Raw genomic sequence first — 20,064 nt, forward strand, 5'->3', positions numbered from 1 at the left:
CAAGCCTCATGTCAGATCGTCCCGCTGACACCCCTCATCCGGCCCTGCGGGCCACCTTCTCCCTCAAGGGGAGAAGGAATTATGTATCCTGCCGCGTCTTGGCCGCCACCGACCGCAACCCGGCCAGCAAGGCCTCGCTGGTGGCGTCCGCCTGGCAGCCGGCGGTCAGGATCAGACGCATGGCCTGGACATGGACGGCGACCGTAGGCCAGCTCCAGGCCTTGTTGGTCTGCATCCGGTCGGCCACGTCGCACAGGCTGTAGCCGGCGTCATAGAGCGGCCCGGTGTCGAAGAAACCCGCTGTGGCGAGCAGGGCCGAGGCCAGGGCGTAAACCTGGGGCTCCGACCCCGGCGCGGCGGCGGCGACGACCAGCTCCAGCTCGGTCACGGTTCCGGCGACGGTGATCATGACATCGTCGCGGTGACGCTCCAGCCGCTCGTTGGCGCGGCGTTCGATATCGGCGACGGTGCGGCCGCCCGGTTGGGCCATCTGGCGCGCCAGGGTGGTCTTGATCTTCAGGGTGCGAGCTTCGGTCATAGCGCGACCCTCTGGGGTTTAAGCAACATGTCGATGTCGGACTGATCCATATTGGCCTCGACCGCGGCGCCGACGTGGGCGGACAGATCGTCCTGGCGACGCCCCGGAATGCCCAGCGGCGGGCCGAAGTTGCGGACGCGGCGGTCAGGGCCGACGTAGTTCTCGCTCTCGACAAACTCGCGCTCATCGCCCGCCAGCCACAGGATGCGCCGCAGCAGCACCGCGGGGGTCAGGGGCTTGGTGACGACGAAGCTGACGCCGCAGTCGCGGCCTTCCTGCACCTTGGCCTGGGAGGCGTGGCCGGTCAGCAGCATGATGGGAATGAAGCGCAAGGGCGCCGGAGTCTCACGCCGCAGCCAGCGGGCGAAGGCGTAGCTGTCCATCGCCGGATCGGCGCAGTCGATGACGATCAGATCAACGGTTCGGTTCTGGATGATGCGCACGGCCTCGACCGCCGAGGCGCACTTGATCTGCTCCTTGACGCCGAAGCCCTGAAAGACGGAGCTGAGCATGTCCAGCGCCTGAGCATTGTCATCGACCAGAAGGACGGTCGACTGCTCCAGATTCACCCGATCGGCCGCGCTCATGGCGTCAGTCGAACAGCATCAGGTCGCCGCAGACCGGGGCGACGGAGGCGATGGCGGACGACGACGGCTTCACCCGAAAGGACAGCTCGCGCAGGCGGTCGGCCATCTCGGCCAGAGGCAGGGCGGCCAGGGCCGTATCCATCGGCTGATCCTCGGACAGGGCGGCGGCCAGACCGGCCAGGGCGTCGACCCGCTGGCTCAGCACGTCGAAGGCCTGCATCCGCGTCAGGAAGCCGAGGCGCTGTTCGGGCGGGGCCAGGCGCAGCAGCTCGGACACCAGGCCGCCGGCCTCGTCCACGCCCGCGCGGATGTCGTCCAGTTCGGCGGCGACCGCGCTCAACAGACCCTTGGCGTCGTATTGGCTCATCAGAAAAGCTCCAGCGCGCCGGAGTCCACGGGCGGCAAGGGCGGCGGCGCAGGGCGCGGGGCGACCGCGTCCGTGACCGCGCGTTGCAACGCCCGACCGGTCACCGGCCAGTAATGCAGTCGACGCCCCCCGGCGCCCCGAAGGCTGGCGCCAATGACGGGAATCCCTTCGTCGGCCAGGAAGCGTTCGGCGAAATCGGCGTTGGATGTGCCGACGTCCTTGAGCGAGTCGAACATGCGGCCGCCGCCGAACAGCTTGGCCTCCAGACGCTCGCGGCGACCGCCGGCCTTCAGCACGTCGTTGATCAGCAGCTCCATGGCGTAGGCGCCGTAGCGGCGTCCCGCATCGGTGCCCGCGCCCGCACCCTCGGGCAGCAGGAAGTGGTTCATGCCGCCCACCTTGGCCACCGGGTCGCGCAGGCACATGGCGACACAGCTGCCGAGCACGGTCGAAAGCACGACCGCGGGATCGGACGTCACATGATGATCGCCCTGGCCGACATGGACGCGCCTTTCGGGCGTCTGCTGATCGCCGACGCCGATCATGTCAGGGGGCCGAAGACGCCTTCCAGCTTCTCTTTCAGCTGGGCGGTCGTGAAGGGTTTGACCAGGTAGTTGTTCACGCCGAACTGCACCGCGCGCTGCACCAGTTCGCGGTCGGCGCGGCCGGTCAGCATGATGAAGGCGGTCTTTGAGGTCGGCGGATGGGCGCGGATGGCGCGCAGCAGGCCCAGACCGTCCAGGTTCGGCATGTTGAAGTCGGAAATGACCAGATGCACCGGCTTGGTGATGATCGAGCGCAGGGCCAGCTCGCCGTCGGCGGCTTCGGAGATTTCGCGCACGCCGATCTGTTGCAGGCTGTTGCGGATCAGGGAACGCATGGTCAGTTGGTCGTCGACGACCAGAACATTGAGGGCGGAAGCGGCGGGCATAGGCAGTCCTTACGCAACAGGCTTTGAGGCGGCCGCACCGGCGGCGCACAGATCGAGAATGGCGGAGGCGAGACGGGGCAGAGACAGCTGGCGCTCCACGGCGCCCAGCTCGAAGGCGGCGCGCGGCATGCCGTAGACGACGCAGCTGGCCTCATCCTGGCCCAGGGTGCGGGCGCCGGCCTGACGCATGGCCAAGAGGCCCTTGGCCCCGTCCTTGCCCATTCCCGTCAGGATGACCCCGGTCATCGGCCGGCCCAGGCGGGCCACCGAGTTGAACAGAACGTCCACCGACGGACGGTGGCCGTTGACCACATCGGCGGCGACCAGACGGCAACGGCCGCCCGACACCTCCAGATGGGTCTCGCCGCCCGGGGCGATATAGACGTGGCCCGGCATCAGGGGGGCGCCGTCCACGGCCTCGGTGACGGTGGCGCCCGAGGCCTTGTCCAGGCGGGCGGCAAAGCTCTTGGTGAAGGTGGCGGGCATGTGCTGCGTCACCACCGTCGCCGGGCCATTGGCCGGGAAGGCCGACAGGATATTCAGCAGGGCTTCGACCCCGCCGGTCGAGGCGCCGATGGCCAGAATATGGTTGGGGTCGGCGCGATAGGCGCCGTCCACGGCGCGCGTCTGGCGCGGCTCCAGCGGGCGAACGCGCGACCGGGCGGCGATCTTCACCTTCTCGGCCAGGTCGCCGAAGGCTTCCTGAGCCGAGACGCCGGGGGCGGGCTTGGCCACCGCGTCCACGGCGCCGATCTCCAGCGCGGCCAGGGTGACGTCGGTGCCGGCCTGGGTCAGGGTCGAGACCATGACCACGGGCATGGGCCGCAGGCGCATGATCTTCTCGAGGAATTCCAGCCCGTTCATATTGGGCATCTCGACGTCGAGGGTGATGACGTCGGGGTTCAGCTCCTTGATCGCGGCGCGGGCCTCCAGCGGATCGGCCGCCGTGCCGACGACCGAGATGTCCGGGTCGCGGCGCAGGACGGCGCTGATCAGGCTGCGCATGGTGGCGCTGTCATCGACGATCAGAACGCGCACGGGGTTTTGGGCAGGATGGCTCATGCCCGGCCCCCCAGCTTGTAGGCGGTCAGGCCGCAGGTCTGCAGCTGAGCCACCGCCGGACCGCTGACGCGTTCGGAGTGACCGATATAGAGGGTGGCGCCGGGGGCCATCATCGGGGTGAAGCGGCTCCAGACCATCTCCTGGGTCGCGTCGTCGAAATAGATGACCACGTTGCGGCAGAAGATGACGTCGAACTTGCCCTTCATGGGCCAGTCGCCGATCAGGTTCAGCTCGCGGAAGCTCACCAGACGACGCAGGGTCGCGTCGGCGCTGAAGCAGCCGGGACGGCCGGCGACCGGCGTGAAATGCTTGCGCCCCGAGGCGGGCACAGGCGACAGCAACTCGTCGGAATAGACGCCCGCCGCGCCCTCGGCCACCATATTGGGGTCGATGTCGGTGGCCAGGATGCGGACGTCCAGATCCGCCGCTTCCGGCAGGACGTCCAGCACGGTCAGGGCCATGGAATAGGGCTCCTGACCGTTGGAGCAGGCCGCCGACCACAGCCGCACCCGCCCCCCGGCCCGCGCCCGCGCCGCCAGTTCCGGCATGACCTTGTCGCGCAGGTGATCGAAGTGGTGCGGCTCGCGATAGAAGCGGGTGACGTTGGTGGTCAGGGCCGCGGTCATGGCCTGACGCTCGTCCACGCCCTCGACGCCCTCGATCAGGGCGCAGTAGTCGCGGAAGCTGCGCAGACCCAGCACGCGCAGGCGCTTGGCCAGACGCGAATAGACCAGGGCGGCCTTGCCCTCGCTCAGGGCGATGCCGGCGTGGGCGTGCAGGGTCTGGGCGATGTGGCGGAAGTCCTCGGCGGTGAAGACGAACTCGCCTTCGACCAGGGACGTGCGCCCGGCGGCGTTGGTCATGCGGCTTCGGCTTCGCTTTCAGCCGGCAGGACGTGGTTGAGGTCGATCAGGCTGATCATGCGGCCGCCCTCGACGGCGAAGATGCCCTGGACGAAGGTCTTCACATGGTCGCTGGCGACGTCGGGCGTCGGCTGGATGGTGGAATCGGTCAGTTGCACGATGTCCGACACCGCATCGACCAGCAGGCCGACCAGACGGCTGCCGATATGGGCCACCATGATGACGTGGCGGGCCGTGGGCTCGGCCGTGGCCAGGCCGAAGCGGGCGCCCAGGTCGATGATCGGCAGGACGATGCCGCGCAGGTTGATCACGCCCTTCATGTAGGACGGCGAGCGCGGCAGGGGCGTCGCCGGGGTCCAGCCGCGGATTTCGCGGACGTTCATGATGTCGACGCAGAATTCCTGCTCGCCGATGCGGAAGGCGATCAGTTCGCGGTCGGCGCCGGCGACGTTGGAGGTGACTTCGGTCATGGTGTTCAGCTCGCCATCTTCAGTTCGGGGCGGTTGGATTTGCGGCGCCCGGCGAGGACCAGGGCGTCGATGTCGAGGATCAGGGCGACGCTGCCGTCGCCGAGGATGGTCGCGGCGGAGACGCCGTCGACGTGGCGGTAGTGGGTTTCCAGGCTCTTGATGACGACCTGGCGCTGGCCGTTGATGGCGTCGACCAGCAGGGCGGCGCGCGAGCCGGCCTCGGTCTCGACGATCATGACCACCCCGCCCATCAGGGGCGTGGCGTCGTCACGGAAGCCCATGACCCGGCCCACGTCGACCATGGGCACGAACTCCTCGCGGAAGCGGATCACGGCGTCATGGCCGCCGACGTGATGGATATCCTCCACGCGCGGGGTCAGGCTCTCGACGATGGCCGACAGGGGGGCCACCAGGGTCTGCTCGGCGGCGGCGACCACCATGCCGTCCAGCACCGCCAGCGTCAGCGGCAGGCTGAGGGTGAAGGTCGAGCCCTTGCCGGGGTTGGAGCTGATCGAGATGCGACCGCCCAGGGCCTGGATTGAACGACGCACCACGTCCATGCCGACACCGCGACCCGAGACGTCGGTGATGGTCTCGGCGGTCGAGAAGCCGGGCAGGAAGATCAGATTGTCGACCTCGTCGTCGGTCAGGACGGCGTCCTCGGCGATCAGGCCGCGCTCCACGGCGATGCCGCGCACGCGGGGGCGGTTGATGCCCTTGCCGTCGTCGGCGATCTCGATGACGATCCGACCCGAGCGGTGCAGGGCGGCCAGTCGCACGGTGCCCTCGGCAGGCTTGCCGGCGGCCTCGCGCTCCTCAGGGCTTTCCAGGCCGTGGTCGATGGCGTTGCGCAGCATGTGGGTGATCGGCTCGGCCAGGCGTTCGACCACGGTCTTGTCGACCTCGGTGTCTTCGCCCGATGTGACCAGACGCACGCGCTTGCCCGTCATCTCGGCGACTTCGCGGACCAGGCGCGGCATGCGCTGGAACACCGACTTCACCGGCTGGGCGCGGATGGCCATGACGCTGTCCTGGATGTCGCGGGTCAGCAACTCCAGGTCTTCCAGACCCAGGGCGATGTCCGACGACCGGGCCAGGCCGCTCTCCATCACGCGCTGGGCCAGCATGGCCTGCTGGATGACCAGTTCGCCGACCACGTTGATCAGGCGATCGACACGGTCGAGATCGACGCGGATCGTCACCGGGGCGACGGCGGCGGGGGCCGCGGGCGCAGCGGCGGCGGGGGCCGCGGGGACCGGAGCGGCGGGCGCGACCGGCTTGGGCGCGGCGGCCGGCGTCGGCGCGGCGGGGGCGACCTGGGGAGCGGCTTCGGTGGGAGCGGCGGCTGCGGCCAGCAGGGCGGCGAGGTCGAACTCGGGCTCGGCGGGGGCGGCGTCCAGAACCGGCAGCGGCGGCAGGGCGACCGCGGCGGGTGCGGCCTCTCCGGCCAGGGCGGTGATGCTCAGGTCGCAGTCCATCTCGACGAAGTCGAAGACGTCGCGGACGGCGGCTTCGGAGGCGGCGCCGGTCAGGTCGATGGTCCAGATCAGATGGGCGTCCTCGGCCTCCAGCGCGTCCAGCGACGGCAGGCCGCTGGCGTCCAGCTGCACCGAGGTCTGACCCAGGCGGCTCAGTTCGCGCAGCAGCAGGCTGACGTCGTTGGCGCTGGCGTAGAGGCGCGGATGCGGGCGGAAGACGATGCGCCATCCGGCGGCCAGGGGCGCAGACGGCGGCGCCGACAGGTCGGCCAGGTCCGGCAGGTCGAGCGGCGGCAGGTCCAGCGACGGCAGCTCAGCGGGGGCGCCGAAGTCGGCCAGGTCCAGCGTGAGCGGCTTGAAGCCGAAGTCATCCTCGTCGTCGGCGACGGCGACGGGCGCAGCGGCCGTGGCCTGGCCGTGGGTCAGAACCTCCAGTTCGGCCACCAGACCGGCCGAACGCGCGGCGTCCACCGGCGCGCCGGTCCCTTGAGCGGCGGCGATGTGGTCGGCCAGGACGTCGGAGGCGCGCAGCAGGGTCTTGATCGTGACGTCGTCGCACTCCTTACGGCCCGAGCGCAGCTCGTCCATCAGGGTCTCGAAGACGTGGGCGAAGCGGACCAGGTCTTCCAGACCGAAGGCCCCTGCCCCGCCCTTGACCGAGTGCACGGCGCGGAAGACGGCGTTGATCGTCTCGATGTCGCCTTCGCCGGTTTCCAGCGCCAGCAGGTTGGTTTCCAGATCGCCCAGCAGTTCGCTGCACTCCTGGAAGAATGTGACCTTGATGGCCTCGAACGGATCGTCGCTCATAAGTCTGGTGTCCTCAGGCCGCGACGCGACGGACGGCGTCGACCAGCTTGGCCGGGTCGAAGGGTTTGACGATCCAGCCGGTGGCGCCCGCCTCGCGAGCGCGCTGCTTCTTGGCGGCGTCGCTCTCGGTGGTCAGCACCAGGACCGGGGTGGCCTTGTGATTGGGGTCGGCGCGCATGCCCTCGATGAAGCCGAAGCCGTCCATGCGGGGCATGTTGATGTCGGTGATGACGATGTCGGGGTTTTCGGCCCGCAGCACCTCCAGACCGTGGATCCCGTCCTCGGCCTGAACCACGCGATAGCCGGCGTCTTTCAGCGCCAGCATCAGCATGTCCCGCATGGTGCGGGAATCATCGACGGTCAGGATGGTCTTGGTCACGCGAGTTGTCCTTGCGGAGCGAGGTCCGCGGCGGAGGCGCCGAAAGCGCTCCATTGCGAGGCGAAGGCCTCGGAAACATTGACGAAGATCAAGGCCTGACCATCGGCGCGCCAGGTGGCGAGCGCCGACAGCAGGACCTGAAGGCAGAGCCCCCCCAGCCGCTCGACGGCGGAACCGTCCAGGGTGGTCTCCTGGCCGCGAACGGCCAGGAGTTGGGTCTTCAGGGGCTCGGCGGCGCGCAGATCAAGCACCGCCGGAAGCGAGAGAGCCGCCGACATCAGAACTCCTCCCAGCCGTCTTCCGCCGCGACGGGCGCGGGCTTGAGGGCGGCGCCGCCGCGACCGACCGTCTTCATGGCGGCCACGGTCTGGGCCACCGGCTGGGGCTTGCGAACCTGCGCCGGGGCAGGCTGGCGCGCCGCGACCGGGGCTGCCGCCTGGCCGGTGCGGAAGCGCGACACCGAGGCGGCCAGAACATCAGCCTCCTGCGCCAGCGAGTGGCTGGCGGCGGTCGACTGTTCGACCATCGCCGCGTTCTGCTGCGTCACCTGGTCCATCTGGTTCACGGCGGTGTTGACCTGTTGCAGGCCGGTGGCCTGTTCCTGGGCCGAGGCCGAGATTTCCGAGACCAGACCGTCGATTTCGGCGACGCGGCTGACGATGCGTTGCAGGGCCTGACCGGTCTGGCCGACCAGGCTGACGCCCGCGCCGACCTGCTGGCCCGAGGCCGAGATCAGGGTCTTGATCTCTTTCGCGGCTTCGGCCGAACGCTGGGCCAGGGCCCGGACTTCCGAGGCCACCACGGCGAAGCCGCGACCCGCATCGCCCGCACGCGCGGCCTCTACGCCGGCGTTCAGGGCCAGGAGGTTGGTCTGGAAGGCGATCTCGTCGATGACGCCGATGATGTCGCCGATCTGGTTGGACGAGGCCTCGATCTGGCTCATGGCCGCGACGGCGTCGCGCACCACATTGCCGCTGGTCTCGGCGTCGCCGCGCGCCTGCTGCACCACGCTGGAGGCTTGCCGTGCGCCGTCGGCGGTGCGGTTCACCGTGGCGGTGATCTCGTCCAGGGCGGCGGCGGTCTCTTCCAGGCTGGCGGCCTGTTGCTCGGTGCGGCGCGACAGGTCGTCCGACGCCTGGCTGATCTCGCCGGCGCCCGAGCGGATGGCGGCGACGTTGCCGACCACGACGGCCACGGCCTGTTCCAGCTGGGCGATGGCGGCGTTGAAATTCGCCTTCAACTGCTCGGCCTTGGGGGCCACGTCGACCGTCATCCGGTGCGTCAGGTCGCCTTCGGCCATGGCCGACAGACCCACGCCCAGCGCCGTGATGGCGACGCGGTCTTCCTCGGCCGCGCGCGCCTTCTCGGCCTCGATCTGAGCGCGTTCCTGTTCGGCGGCCGCGCGCTGGGCGACGGCCTCGGCTTCCAGGCGGTCATTGGCGATGGCGGCGTCCTTGAAGGCCAGAACCGCGTCGGCCATGTGACCGATCTCGTCCTTGCGACCGATGGCCGGGACCTCGATCGTCTTGTCGCCGCCGGCCAGGCGACGCATGGCCGCCGTCATGGCGGTGATGGGTTTGGCGATCAGACCGGTCACGACGAAGCCCGCCACAATGGCGATCACGGCGGCGGCGATCAGGCCGATCAGCAGGCTGATCGACGCCGTTCGGGTGGCCGCGTCCTGTTCGTCGCGAGCCGCCTGCAAGGCGACGTCATTCTTTGCGCGCAGCGCCTCGACCGCGTCTTCGACCGGCGCGATATAGCCGTCTGCGGGGCCATTCGGCCCGACCATGGCGACCGCTTCGGCGCGGGTTGCGGGGTTGCGGGCCAGGGCGGAGCCCTTGGTGACGATGTTGTCGAACCAGGCGTCAGCCGCCTTGTTGGCTTCATCAATATGAGCCGCGCGATCCGGTCCGACCTCGGCGCGAATGTCGGCCAGCGCCTTCTTGAACTTGGCGCGGTGCCCGTCCACGCGCTCCAGGTAATAGTTGTCGGTCGACAGCAGGAAACCGCGCATCGCGTTTTCCTGCTTTGCCAGATAGAATTCAGCGGTCGAGGTCTGGCGATTGATCGCGTTTTCCTCGCTCCGTTGCTTGTCTGCGACCTCCAGTTGCCAGAGGTTGTAGCCAATCACGGCGCCCATGGTCGCAATGGCGACAAAGACGGCGGCAAAGGCTGCGAAAAGTTTTCTAGAAACCGGCAGATTATTGATGAAGCTCATAGTTCCCCCCCGAACTTAAAATGCGTAGCCGAGGGCGCCGACCAGGCGCCCATCGTAGTTGTCGCCCAGCGCATGGCTGTCGGTGTCGTACCAGCGGACATCCAGAGCCAGTTTCTCGGTCAGCTTGTGCTTCACGCCGACATTCCAGGCGGCGTATTCGGCGCCGCCGTCGGCGGTGCGGTCGGCGATCGCGGCCGAGGCCTTGGTCTTGGGCCCGACCGCAACCGTGCCCTGCAGTTCGACCCACCAGGCCTCCTTGGTCGCGGCGAAGCCGTCAGGCGTGTAGTTGACGCGCAGCCGGGTGTTGACCGGACCCAGCTTGCGCGAGGCGTCGGCCTGATATTCCCAGTAGTTGGCGTCGACGCCGGCGCGGGTGCCGGGCAGATCGCGGTTCACGACCGCGAAGTCGAACTTGTAGCCGGCGGCTTCGGGGCGCCAGCCGAGGGTGCTGACGATCTCGGCGTCCGAGCCCTGCGACAGCTTGGCGGTGGAGGCGAAGGCGCTGGCGTAGAAAGCGCCGCTGGAAACCTCGACCGAGCCGTTGACGCTGGGGTCGCCGGCGCTCTTGCCCAGACCCTTGCCGACATATTCGCTGGCGACGCCGATTTGGGCGTCGAATCTCAGAGTGTCAAAAGACTGCGCCTGGACGGCGCTGGCGCCCATCGCAACGGCAAGGCCGGCGAGGAGCGGGATGATGGCGACGCCGTTCTGGCGATTAACGCAACGCTGTTCGAGCATTTTTACCTCAGTGATCATGAGGCTTATGTGACCCGAACAACCGTAGATTTCTGTAAATCAGAAGCTACGTATAACTCCGCACTATGAGAGAATCCGTCTGGTGCGGCCGCCCTGCCCTCAAGCCTTCGTCGGGGCGGCGAGCGGCGAAAGCCCTATCCTTAACGCGCGGAAACCATGTTTGCAGTAATGGCCATTTTTTCGCCCCCATGCAAAACGGTGATATCGATTAAGACTTGAATGTGGCCGGAGATCATCATGGTTGACGCCCGGTTTGCGAAACATTCGACCAATGTATAGAAGGCGCCCCTCGACAGATTCTATACATTGTTCTTCCACCACCTCACCTTTGGTGATCCAGACGCGTGAGGAAACCCCAATTCAATCCGTGATGGACCACACCCTGCGTCTCGCGGGCGCCATTTCCCGGCGCCGCTGGAGCGGCCTTGTGCTGGCGCTTGTCGCCGTAGCCGGGGCCGTCGGCTTCAGAAGCCTGCTCGAAGGCCTGGGGCAGTTCTATTATCTGCCCATGCTGCCGGCGGTGCTGATCACCGCCCTGCTGTCGCGGCGCGCCGCCACCGCCCTGGCCGTCATCCTGTCCATCACCGTCAACCTGACCCTGGTGCCGCGCGAAAGCCTGAGCGACGCCGTGACCAACGCCGCCCTGTTCGCGGCGGTGTCGTGGATCCTGGCCGAAATCTGCTGGTCCTTGCAGAGCCGCACTCGCGACCTGTCGCGCCAGTTGGCGGACAAGGACGCCATGCTCAACACCGCCCTGGCCTCGGTGCCCGTGGTGACGCTGAACGGCGCCGGCGAGGTGCGCCATCTCAACCCCGCCGCGACCTGCCTGTTCGGCCTGTCGGACGCCGACGCCGCGGGGCGCCCCTTCGCCGACCTGGCGCCCGGCTTCGACGCCGCGGCGGTCCTGGCCAAGGGCGCGTCCGGCGGCCCGCTGGCGGCGCGCGACAGCCACTGGACCGGACTGCGCCCGGACGGGACCAGCTTTCCCTTGAGCATCCAGTACGGTGTGGCCCCCGATGCGGACGGCCATCCTCATATCGCCCTGTGTCTGACCGATCTCAGCCGCTGGCACGCCGCCGACGCCCAGGCGCGCGAACTGCACGCCCAGTTGAACAAGGTCTGGCGCCTCAACTCCCTGGGCGAGATGGCCGCCACCCTGGCCCATGAGCTGAACCAGCCCCTGAGCGCCGCCGCCACCTATCTGCACGCCAGCCAGGTGGATATGGAGCGGGCCGGCGTCCTGGGCGACAGCGCCCTGCGCACTGTCGAACTGGCCAAGGGACAGTTGCTGCGCGCCGGCAAGATCATCCGCCGCATGCGCGAGCTTCTGACGCTGGAGGGCCGCGCGCTGGATCGTGAACGCGCCTCGTCCATGGTCGAGGACGTGGCGCCCATTCTGACCATGATCGGGTCCAGCAAGGCCGTGGCCATCCGCCTGGAGATCGCCGCCGACGACGACGCGGTTCAGGCCGAACGCATCCAGTTCCAGCAGGCCATGGTCAACCTGGTCCGCAACGCCGTCGAGGCCGTCAACGATCACGCGGCGGCGCCCGAGGTGGTCATCTTCGGACGGCCGATTTCCGACCGACACTACCGGATCAGCGTCGAGGACAACGGCCCTGGCATCGCCGACGATCAGATCGACCGGATCTTCCAGCCGATGACCACCACCAAGACCGGGGGCATGGGTCTGGGCCTGTCGGTCACGCGCACCATCGTCGAACGCCACGGCGGCCGACTGCAAGTCTCGAGGAGCGCGCTGGGGGGCGCCGCCTTCTCGTTCAACCTTAACCGCGAACCGAGCGTCGAGAACGCATGAGCCTCCATTCCGTCTTCATCATCGACGACGACGCCGCCGTCCGCGATTCCCTGCTGATGCTGCTGCGCGGCGAGGGCATTCGCGCGCGGGGGTTCGCCAGCGGGGTCGACTTCTTCAACCTTCTGCCTGAGGACGCCACGGCCTGCGTCATCACTGACGTGCGCATGCCCGACATGGACGGCGACGAGATCGTGCGCCGCCTGGCCCATTTGCGCGGCCACGCCTGGCCCGTCATCGTCATCACCGGCCACGCCGACGTGCCGATGGCGGTGCAGATGATGAAGGCCGGCATCGTCGACTTCATCGAAAAGCCCTTTGACCCTCGCCGCCTGATCGAGACCGTGCGCGGCTGCCTGGCCCGGCTGAACGACGTCGGCCACGAGCAGGCGGCGCGCGCCGCCGCCGAACAGCGGCTGGTCCGGCTGACCCCGCGCGAGCGTCAGGTCTTCGAAGCCCTGATTCACGGTCACTCCAACAAGGCCATCGCCCTGGACCTGGACATCAGTCCGCGCACCGTCGAGGTGTTTCGCGCCAAGGTCATGGCCAAGATGGAGGCCGACAGCCTGTCCTCCCTGGTGCGCATGGGACTGACGCTCGGTTAGCGGTTTCGGCTTGCAGCCCCACGGCTTGCGGCGCGTTATGACGGCTCCCCTCGCGCCAGGAGCCGCCCATGTCCGATCCCGCCCGCCTGCTTCGTCATCAGGCCTATGTCGACGGTTGCTGGATCGACGCTGACGACGGCTCGACCTTCGAGGTGACGGACCCGGCGACGGGCGAGGTGCTGGCGACCGCGCCCAACATGGGCGCCGCTGAGACCAGGCGCGCCATCGCCGCCGCCGAGGCCGCCATGAAGCCCTGGGCCGCCAGGACAGCGGGGGAACGGGCGCGGATTCTGCGCCGCTGGTTCGACCTGATGATGTCGGAACAGGAGGCGCTGGGTCGCCTGTTGACCCGCGAACAGGGCAAGAGCCTGACCGAGGCGAAAGGCGAGATCGCCTATGCCGCCAGCTTCATCGAATGGTTCGCCGAGGAGGGAAAGCGCGCCTATGGCGAGGTCATCCCCAGCCATGACGCGACCAAGCGCCTGATCGCCATCCGTCAGCCGGTCGGGGTGGTCGGGGCCGTCACGCCGTGGAACTTCCCCGCCGCCATGATCACCCGCAAGGTCGGCCCGGCCCTGGCCGCCGGCTGCGCCGTGGTGCTGAAACCGGCCAGCCAGACGCCGCTGTCGGCCCTCGCCCTGGCGGTTCTGGCCGAGGAGGCAGGCCTGCCCAAGGGGCTGTTCAACGTCCTGACCGGCTCAGCCTCGGCCATCGGCGGCGAACTGACGTCCAACCCGACCGTGCGCAAGATCAGCTTTACCGGCTCGACCGAGATCGGCCGCACCCTGATGCGGCAGTCCGCCGAAACCATCAAGAAGATGAGCCTGGAACTGGGCGGCAACGCTCCCTTCCTGGTCTTCGACGACGCCGACATCGACGCGGCGGTGGCCGGCGCCGTGGCCTCCAAGTTCAGGAACAGCGGCCAGACCTGCGTCTGCACCAACCGCTTCTATGTGCAGGCCTCCGTCCACGATGCGTTCGTGGCCAAGCTGACCCAGGCGACCGCCGCGCTGAAGGTCGGCCATGGACTGGAGGAGGGGGTGCAGATCGGCCCGCTGATCGACGCCAAGGCCATCAAGAAGGTCGAGGAACACATCGCCGACGCCCTGGCCAAGGGCGCGACGGTGGCGACGGGCGGTGAACGCCATGCCCTGGGCGGGACCTTCTTCCAGCCGACGGTGCTGTCGGGCGTCACGTCCGATATGCTGATCTGCAAGGAGGAGACCTTCGGCCCCGTCGCGCCCGTCGTGCGCTTCGAGACCGAAGAGGAGGGTCTGGCCCTGGCCAACGCCACCGAGTTCGGACTGGCCGGCTACTTCTATGCGCGCGACATGGGCCGGGTCTGGCGCGTGGCCGAGGCGATGGAGACCGGCATGATCGGCGTCAACACCGGCCTGATCTCCACCGAGGTCGCGCCCTTTGGCGGGATCAAGCAATCCGGCCTGGGCCGCGAAGGCTCGCGCCACGGCATCGAGGATTACCTCGAGCTGAAATACATCTGCATGGGCCTGTAGGGCCCGGCAGGTCCGTCTCCGCCGTCAGTCCTCGGACGGCGCTTCGTCGTCGCCGGTTTCGCCCGCGGCCTTGGCGGCCTTCTTGGCGGCTTTCGCAGCGGCCTTGGCTTCGGCCTTCTTGGCGTCCGCGCGTTCGCGCTCTTGCCGTTCGAAACTGTAGTTGGGCTTACGGGCCATTGATGTCCTCTCGCGCCGGGGTCGCCAAACGGCGACGTCAAACCTTCATGTGGCCTCTGTCGCGGCTCACGACAACACGGAAACGCCTTTCGGGCCAAGTTTTGCGTCCTCTTCCGTCGATAGAGGTCGCCGTTCGACCAAAGTCGCTCTCTGCAAATCCGCCGCCTTACTGTCAGTCTCCTCTTCGACGATCCGGCAACAGGATCGCGAGGAAACGGTCGCGACCTGCGACCTTGAAGGAAGGGACTGCCCATGACCGACCGCACCATGGATGCGGCGGAGGGCGCGGAACACACGGTCAACAAGGATGACCGGCTCGTGATTCTGGCGTCGTCCGTCGGCACCGTCATCGAATGGTACGACTTCTATCTCTACGGCTCTCTGGCCGCGATCATCACCACCCAGTTCTTCTCGGGCGTGAACGAGACCACCGGCTATATCTTCGCCCTGATGGCCTTTGCCGCAGGCTTTGCCGTCCGGCCCTTCGGCGCCATCGTCTTCGGACGACTGGGCGACCTCTGGGGGCGCAAGAACACCTTCCTCGTCACCATGCTGCTGATGGGCCTGTCGACCTTCGTGGTCGGCCTCTTGCCGCCCTATGCGGCCATCGGCATCGCCGCCCCGATCATTCTGGTGCTGATGCGCCTGATCCAGGGTCTGGCGCTTGGGGGTGAATACGGCGGCGCCGCCACCTACGTCGCCGAGCACGCCCCGCACGGCAAGCGCGGCTTCTACACCTCCTTCATCCAGATCACGGCGACGGCGGGCCTGGTGCTCAGCCTGGCCGTCATCCTGGGCGTGCGCTTCACCGTCGGCGAGGAAGCCTTCCTCGACTGGGGCTGGCGCATTCCCTTCATCGTCTCGATCCTGCTGCTGGGCGTCTCGCTGTGGATCCGCCTGAAGCTGGCCGAGAGCCCCTCGTTCAAGAAGATGAAGGCCGAAGGCAAGGGCTCGACCACGCCCCTGAAGGACAGCTTCATGAAGTGGCCCAACCTGAAGCTGGTGCTGATCGCCCTGGTCGGTCTGACGGCGGGCCAGGCCGTGATCTGGTACACGGGTCAGTTCTACGCCCTCTTCTTCCTGGAGCGCGTGCTGCGGGTCGACGCCTCGCTGGTTTACGTCATGCTGGCCGTCGCCCTGCTGCTGGCCTCGCCCTTCTTCATCTTCTGGGGCTGGCTGTCGGACAAGGTGGGGCGCAAGCCGATCATCCTGGCCGGCTGTCTGCTGGCGGCGATCACCTACTTCCCGCTGTTCAACGCCCTGACGGAAGCGGCCAACCCGCGTCTGGCGGCGGCGGCGGCCTCGGCGCCGGTCACGGTCTATGCCGATCCGGCCGACTGCCACCTGCAGTTCGACCCCGTGGGCAAGACGGTGTTCAACCACTCCTGCGACGTGGCCAAGTCCTATCTGGCCAAGGCCGGCGTGACCTACACCAATGTCGCGGCCCCCGCCGGGACCGTGGCCGAGGTGCGCATCGGCGATCAGGCGGTCATCCCCAGCTTCCGCGGCGACGCCCTGACCACCGCCGACTTCGCCGCGCAGAAGAAGATCTGGGAAACCGGTCTGGGCGAGGCCCTGTCCACCGCCGGCTATCCCGCCAAGGCGGACAGCGCCCTGGTCAACAAACCGATGGTGGTGGCGATCCTCTTCATCCTCGGCTTCTACGTGACCATGGTCTACGGGCCGATCGCGGCGGCCCTGGTCGAGATGTTCCCGACCAAGATCCGCTACACCTCGATGTCCCTGCCCTATCACATCGGCAACGGCTGGTTCGGCGGCTTCCTGCCGACCACGGCCTTCGCCATGGTCGCGGCCACAGGCAATATCTACTACGGCCTCTGGTATCCGATCGTGGTGGCGCTCGCGACGGTCGTGCTGGGCTTCCTGCTGGTCAAGGAAGGCAAGGACGTCGATCTGAACGCCTGATCCATAAGGTTCGCCAACCTGCGGGCGGTTCGGCTTCGGTCGAGCCGCCCTTCTTTTTGTTCTTGTCCCACAGCCCGGCTCCGTCCCACATGCCCGTCATGTTCAGCCTCGCGACCCTGGCCCTGGTGGCCGCCTATATGGCCACTCTTTTTGCAGTGGCCTGGTGGTACGAGCGGCCGTCGATCAAGACGCGCGGCGGCGCGCTGGGACCGTCGCTCTATGCCCTGTCTCTGGCCATCTACTGCACCTCGTGGACCTACTATGGGGCCGTGGGAACGGCGGCGCGCTCGGCCTGGGAATACCTGCCCATCTATGTGGGCCCGGCGCTCGGGGTGACGGTGCTGTTTCCGCTGTGGAAGCGCATTGCGGCGGCGGCCCGGCGCGAGAACGTTGGTTCGATGGCCGACTTCATCTCCTCGCGCTACGGCAAGAGCCCGGCGCTGGGCGCGGCGGTGGCCACGGTCGCCATCCTCGGCTCCCTGCCCTACATCGCGCTTCAGCTGAAATCCCTGTCGATGGCCGGGGAGATGATCACCGAGGGCACGCCGGTGGCGGGCTCCGAGAGTCTGACGGTCCTGGTCATGGCCGGGGTCCTGGCCGGGTTCGCCATCCTGTTCGGGGCGCGGCGTCCCGACCTGACCGAGCACAATCGCGGCCTGATCCAGGCCATCGGCATCGAGTCCATCGTCAAGTTGGCGGCCCTGCTGGCCGTGGCCCTGTTCGCCCTGATGCTGCTGCGCCACGCCCCAGCCACGGCGGACGTGACCGCCAGCCTCGGCGACCTGGCGCGCTGGCCCGATCTGGACGGGCGCTTCTGGGCCATCATCCTGGTGGCGACCCTGGCCATCTTCTGCCTGCCGCGTCAGTTCCACGTCGCCTTCGTCGAGGGCGGCGATCCGGCCCAGGTGAAGCGGGCGCGCTGGATCTTTCCCCTCTACCTGCTGCTGACCAGCCTGGCGGTCCTGCCCCTGGTGGCGGCGGGCGGCCTGTTCGCGCCCAGCGTCAATCCCGACCTGCTGGTGCTGGCCCTGCCGCTGAATGCGGGCCAGCCGGCCCTGACGGCCATCGTCTTCGTCGGCGGCTTCTCGGCGGCGACGGCCATGGTCATCGTCGAGGCCGTGGCCCTGTCGGCCATGGTGTCCAACAATCTGGTCTTGCCCCTACTGGCCGCCGAGCGGCGCAGGCGCGGCGAGCGGGCGGGCGACATGACGCGCGCTATCCTGAACATCCGCCGCGTGGCCATCATCGCCCTGCTGCTGATGGCCTGGGTCTATTATCAGGCGATGGACCGCTCCAGCGGACTGGCGGCCATGGGGCTGGTGTCGTTCGCCGCCCTGGCCCAGCTGGCCCCGGCCCTGTTCGGCGCCGTGCTGTGGCGCGGCGGGCGCTCGCGCGGGGCGCTGGCGGGCTTGGGCGTCGGCATGACCGTCTGGCTGGTCATGCTGGCGGCGCCGCAACTGGCCCCCGGTTTCGGTCTGAACATCCCGGCCATGCTGGGGCTGAGCGATCCGTTCGCGGCCGGGGTCTTCCTCAGCCTGGGCCTGAACCTCGGCGTCTTTATTCTGGTGTCGAAGCTGAGCCGCCCGCGCCTGATCGATCAGGTCCAGGCCCGCGCCTTCGTCGACCGGCTGGGGCCGGACTGGATGGAGGGGCGCGGCGGCGCCTCGGGCGCCTCGGTCGGCGACCTGAAAGCCCTGGTCGCCCGCTTCATCGGCGACGAGCGGGCCGAGCGCGCCTTCGCCGCCTGGGCGCGCGAGACGGAAATCAAGCTGCGTGACGCCGACCCCGCCGACGCCGGGCTCGCCCGCGCCGCCGAGCGGATGCTGGCCGGGGCCATCGGCGCCGCCTCGGCCCGGCGAGTCATCGCCGCCGCCCTGGCCGCCGGGGGTCGCGCCCCCGAGGACGTGGTGCGGATGCTGGACGAGGCCTCTCAGGCGGTCCAGTTCAACCGCGACCTGTTGCAGACCACCCTGGACAACATCGACCAGGGCGTCAGCGTGGTGGACGAAGACCTGCGCCTGACCGCCTGGAACCGCCGCTATGTCGAGATGTTCGGTCTGCCCGCCGGCTTTGTTCATGTCGGCCTGCCCATCGCCGCCGTCTATCGCCTGAACGCCGAGCGCGGCGAGACCGACGCCGACGCGGGCGACATCGAAGCCTGGATCGAACGGCGGCTGGAGGCCCTGGCCCGTCGCATCCCCCACGACCACGAGCGCGAGCAGCCCGACGGCCGCATCCTGCGCTCGTCCGGCGCGCCGATCCCCGGCGGCGGCTACGCCACCAGCTACACCGACATCACCGCCCTGCGCCGCGCCGCCCGCGATCTGGAAGAAGCCAACGAGCGGCTGGAGGCCCGCGTCGCCGACCGCACCGAACGGCTGGAGGAGGCTCGCCGTCTGGCCGAAGACGCCACCGCCTCCAAGACCCGCTTCCTCGCCGCCGCCAGCCACGACCTGTTGCAACCCCTGCACGCCGCGCGCCTGTTCATCGCCGCCCTGAAGGAGGAGCCGTCGCTGGCGCCGGGGTCGCCGGGGCGCGGGCTGGCGACCAACGCCGACCGCTCCATCGACAGCGCCCACCGCCTGCTGACGGCCCTGCTCAACCTGTCCAAGCTGGAGGCGGGCGGGGTCCAGCCTGCGGTCGCCCCCCTGTCGCTGGACGCCCTGTTCGCCGAGCTGCGCCGGGAATTCGCCCCCATGGCCCGCGCCAAGGGCTTGCGGCTGAGCGTTGTGCCGTCGGGCCTGTGGGTCGCCTCGGACCCCGACCTGCTGCGCTCCATGCTGCAGAACCTGGTGGGCAACGCCATCCGCTATACCGACAAGGGCCGGGTGCTGGTCGGCGCGCGGCGCGACGGCGACACGGTGCAGATGCTGGTCTGCGATACCGGACGCGGCATCCCCGACGCCGACCGTGAAAGCGTCTTCGGCGAGTTCGTGCGTCTGCCCGGCGCCCCCGTCGACGAGCCGGGCGCCGGTCTGGGCCTGGCCATCGTGCAAAAGCTGTCGGACCTGCTGCGCCATCCCCTGTCCATGGCTTCGCGGGTGGGACGCGGCACCACCTTCCGCGTCAGCGCGCCGCGCGCCGCCGCGCGGGCGGTTCCCCCCGCCCCGGCCGAGGGCGACGCGCGCCTGCCGCTGGCGGGGTTGCGGGTGCTGTGCGTGGATAACGAACCGGCCATCCTCGACGCCCTGACGGCCCTTCTGACCCGCTGGGGGGCGCAGGCGACGACGGCGCGGACCGTGGCCGACGGGATCGCGGCCCGGGGACCGTTCGACGCGGCCCTGGTCGACCTGCATCTGGGCGACGGTGCGGACGGGTTGACGGTGGTGGACTCCCTGCGCGCGCGCGGTTTGCGCCGCATCGGTCTTGTGACCGCCGACACCCGCGAGGGGCTGAAGGAAAAGGCCACGGCGGCGGGCGCGACCCTGCTGCCCAAGCCGGTCAAGCCGGCGGCGCTGAAGGCGTTTCTGTCGAGTTGATTTTCCTCCCTGTCGCGCAGCGATGGGGAGGTGGATCGGACGCGCAGCGGACGAGACGGAGGGGGCGGCGCTGCCCTGTCCGGTCAGG

Annotated in this window: 19 protein-coding genes; 5 read left to right on the forward strand and 14 right to left on the reverse strand. The window is 68.7% G+C overall.

Annotated elements, in window-relative coordinates; translation table 11 throughout:
• Nucleotides 1-79 precede the first annotated feature (79 nt).
• The 13 genes from P0Y52_11565 to P0Y52_11625 are packed head-to-tail and all read right to left on the reverse strand — an operon-like array spanning nucleotide 80 to nucleotide 10,441.
• Nucleotides 80-538 (reverse strand): chemotaxis protein CheE, encoded by a 459-nt coding sequence (locus P0Y52_11565; GenBank protein WEK57173.1) that lies wholly within the window; start codon nucleotides 536-538, stop codon nucleotides 80-82.
• Nucleotides 535-1,125, reverse strand: coding sequence for a response regulator (locus tag P0Y52_11570; protein WEK57174.1), 591 nt, complete (start codon nucleotides 1,123-1,125; stop codon nucleotides 535-537). Before P0Y52_11570 ends, P0Y52_11565 begins: the two co-directional genes overlap by 4 nt.
• A 4-nt stretch (nucleotides 1,126-1,129) precedes the next feature.
• Nucleotides 1,130-1,492, reverse strand: coding sequence for a hypothetical protein (locus tag P0Y52_11575; GenBank protein WEK57175.1), 363 nt, complete (start codon nucleotides 1,490-1,492; stop codon nucleotides 1,130-1,132).
• The gene (locus tag P0Y52_11580) at nucleotides 1,492-2,037 is read right to left on the reverse strand and encodes a chemotaxis protein CheD (protein WEK57176.1); all 546 of its coding nucleotides are present in this window, start codon (nucleotides 2,035-2,037) and stop codon (nucleotides 1,492-1,494) included. Before P0Y52_11580 ends, P0Y52_11575 begins: the two co-directional genes overlap by 1 nt.
• Nucleotides 2,034-2,423 carry a response regulator gene (locus tag P0Y52_11585; GenBank protein WEK57177.1) on the reverse strand — a complete coding sequence of 130 codons (390 nt, stop codon included), beginning with the start codon at nucleotides 2,421-2,423 and terminating at the stop codon, nucleotides 2,034-2,036. Before P0Y52_11585 ends, P0Y52_11580 begins: the two co-directional genes overlap by 4 nt.
• 9 nt (nucleotides 2,424-2,432) lie before the next feature.
• Nucleotides 2,433-3,485: a chemotaxis response regulator protein-glutamate methylesterase gene (locus tag P0Y52_11590; protein WEK57178.1), complete on the reverse strand. Its 1,053-nt coding sequence runs from the start codon at nucleotides 3,483-3,485 to the stop codon at nucleotides 2,433-2,435.
• Nucleotides 3,482-4,348, reverse strand: coding sequence for a protein-glutamate O-methyltransferase (locus P0Y52_11595; GenBank protein WEK57179.1), 867 nt, complete (start codon nucleotides 4,346-4,348; stop codon nucleotides 3,482-3,484). Before P0Y52_11595 ends, P0Y52_11590 begins: the two co-directional genes overlap by 4 nt.
• Nucleotides 4,345-4,818, reverse strand: coding sequence for a chemotaxis protein CheW (locus tag P0Y52_11600; protein WEK57180.1), 474 nt, complete (start codon nucleotides 4,816-4,818; stop codon nucleotides 4,345-4,347). Before P0Y52_11600 ends, P0Y52_11595 begins: the two co-directional genes overlap by 4 nt.
• A 5-nt stretch (nucleotides 4,819-4,823) precedes the next feature.
• Nucleotides 4,824-7,103 (reverse strand): chemotaxis protein CheA, encoded by a 2,280-nt coding sequence (locus P0Y52_11605; GenBank protein ID WEK57181.1) that lies wholly within the window; start codon nucleotides 7,101-7,103, stop codon nucleotides 4,824-4,826.
• Between the two features lie 13 nt (nucleotides 7,104-7,116).
• Complete coding sequence (locus tag P0Y52_11610) at nucleotides 7,117-7,482, reverse strand: response regulator (GenBank protein ID WEK57182.1); 366 nt, start codon at nucleotides 7,480-7,482, stop codon at nucleotides 7,117-7,119.
• Nucleotides 7,479-7,760 carry an STAS domain-containing protein gene (locus P0Y52_11615; GenBank protein WEK57183.1) on the reverse strand — a complete coding sequence of 94 codons (282 nt, stop codon included), beginning with the start codon at nucleotides 7,758-7,760 and terminating at the stop codon, nucleotides 7,479-7,481. The genes P0Y52_11610 and P0Y52_11615 overlap by 4 nt, the downstream gene beginning before the upstream one ends.
• The gene (locus P0Y52_11620; GenBank protein ID WEK57184.1) at nucleotides 7,760-9,703 is read right to left on the reverse strand and encodes a methyl-accepting chemotaxis protein; all 1,944 of its coding nucleotides are present in this window, start codon (nucleotides 9,701-9,703) and stop codon (nucleotides 7,760-7,762) included. The genes P0Y52_11615 and P0Y52_11620 overlap by 1 nt, the downstream gene beginning before the upstream one ends.
• A gap of 15 nt (nucleotides 9,704-9,718) precedes the next feature.
• Nucleotides 9,719-10,441, reverse strand: coding sequence for a TorF family putative porin (locus tag P0Y52_11625; protein WEK57185.1), 723 nt, complete (start codon nucleotides 10,439-10,441; stop codon nucleotides 9,719-9,721).
• A gap of 388 nt (nucleotides 10,442-10,829) precedes the next feature.
• On the opposite strand from P0Y52_11625, the gene P0Y52_11630 reads away from it, so the two are divergent.
• The 3 genes from P0Y52_11630 (at nucleotide 10,830) to P0Y52_11640 (ending at nucleotide 14,394) form a co-directional block, all read left to right on the forward strand.
• Nucleotides 10,830-12,278, forward strand: coding sequence for an ATP-binding protein (locus P0Y52_11630; GenBank protein ID WEK59490.1), 1,449 nt, complete (start codon nucleotides 10,830-10,832; stop codon nucleotides 12,276-12,278).
• Nucleotides 12,275-12,880: a response regulator gene (locus P0Y52_11635; protein ID WEK57186.1), complete on the forward strand. Its 606-nt coding sequence runs from the start codon at nucleotides 12,275-12,277 to the stop codon at nucleotides 12,878-12,880. The genes P0Y52_11630 and P0Y52_11635 overlap by 4 nt, the downstream gene beginning before the upstream one ends.
• A gap of 68 nt (nucleotides 12,881-12,948) precedes the next feature.
• Nucleotides 12,949-14,394, forward strand: coding sequence for an NAD-dependent succinate-semialdehyde dehydrogenase (locus P0Y52_11640; GenBank protein WEK57187.1), 1,446 nt, complete (start codon nucleotides 12,949-12,951; stop codon nucleotides 14,392-14,394).
• 24 nt (nucleotides 14,395-14,418) lie between these two features.
• Here the strand turns inward: P0Y52_11640 and P0Y52_11645 are convergent, their stop codons facing one another.
• Nucleotides 14,419-14,571: a hypothetical protein gene (locus P0Y52_11645; protein WEK57188.1), complete on the reverse strand. Its 153-nt coding sequence runs from the start codon at nucleotides 14,569-14,571 to the stop codon at nucleotides 14,419-14,421.
• Between the two features lie 252 nt (nucleotides 14,572-14,823).
• Between P0Y52_11645 and P0Y52_11650 the strand changes: the two genes are divergently transcribed.
• Together P0Y52_11650 and P0Y52_11655 are read left to right on the forward strand one after the other, a co-directional pair.
• Nucleotides 14,824-16,497 (forward strand): MFS transporter, encoded by a 1,674-nt coding sequence (locus P0Y52_11650; protein ID WEK57189.1) that lies wholly within the window; start codon nucleotides 14,824-14,826, stop codon nucleotides 16,495-16,497.
• Between the two features lie 89 nt (nucleotides 16,498-16,586).
• On the forward strand, nucleotides 16,587-19,976 hold the full coding sequence (locus tag P0Y52_11655; GenBank protein ID WEK57190.1) for a PAS-domain containing protein: 3,390 nt from the start codon (nucleotides 16,587-16,589) through the stop codon (nucleotides 19,974-19,976).
• Nucleotides 19,977-20,064 lie beyond the last annotated feature (88 nt).

The organism is Candidatus Brevundimonas phytovorans, from assembly GCA_029203145.1.
In the GTDB taxonomy this organism is placed as follows: Bacteria; Pseudomonadota; Alphaproteobacteria; order Caulobacterales; family Caulobacteraceae; genus Brevundimonas; species Brevundimonas phytovorans.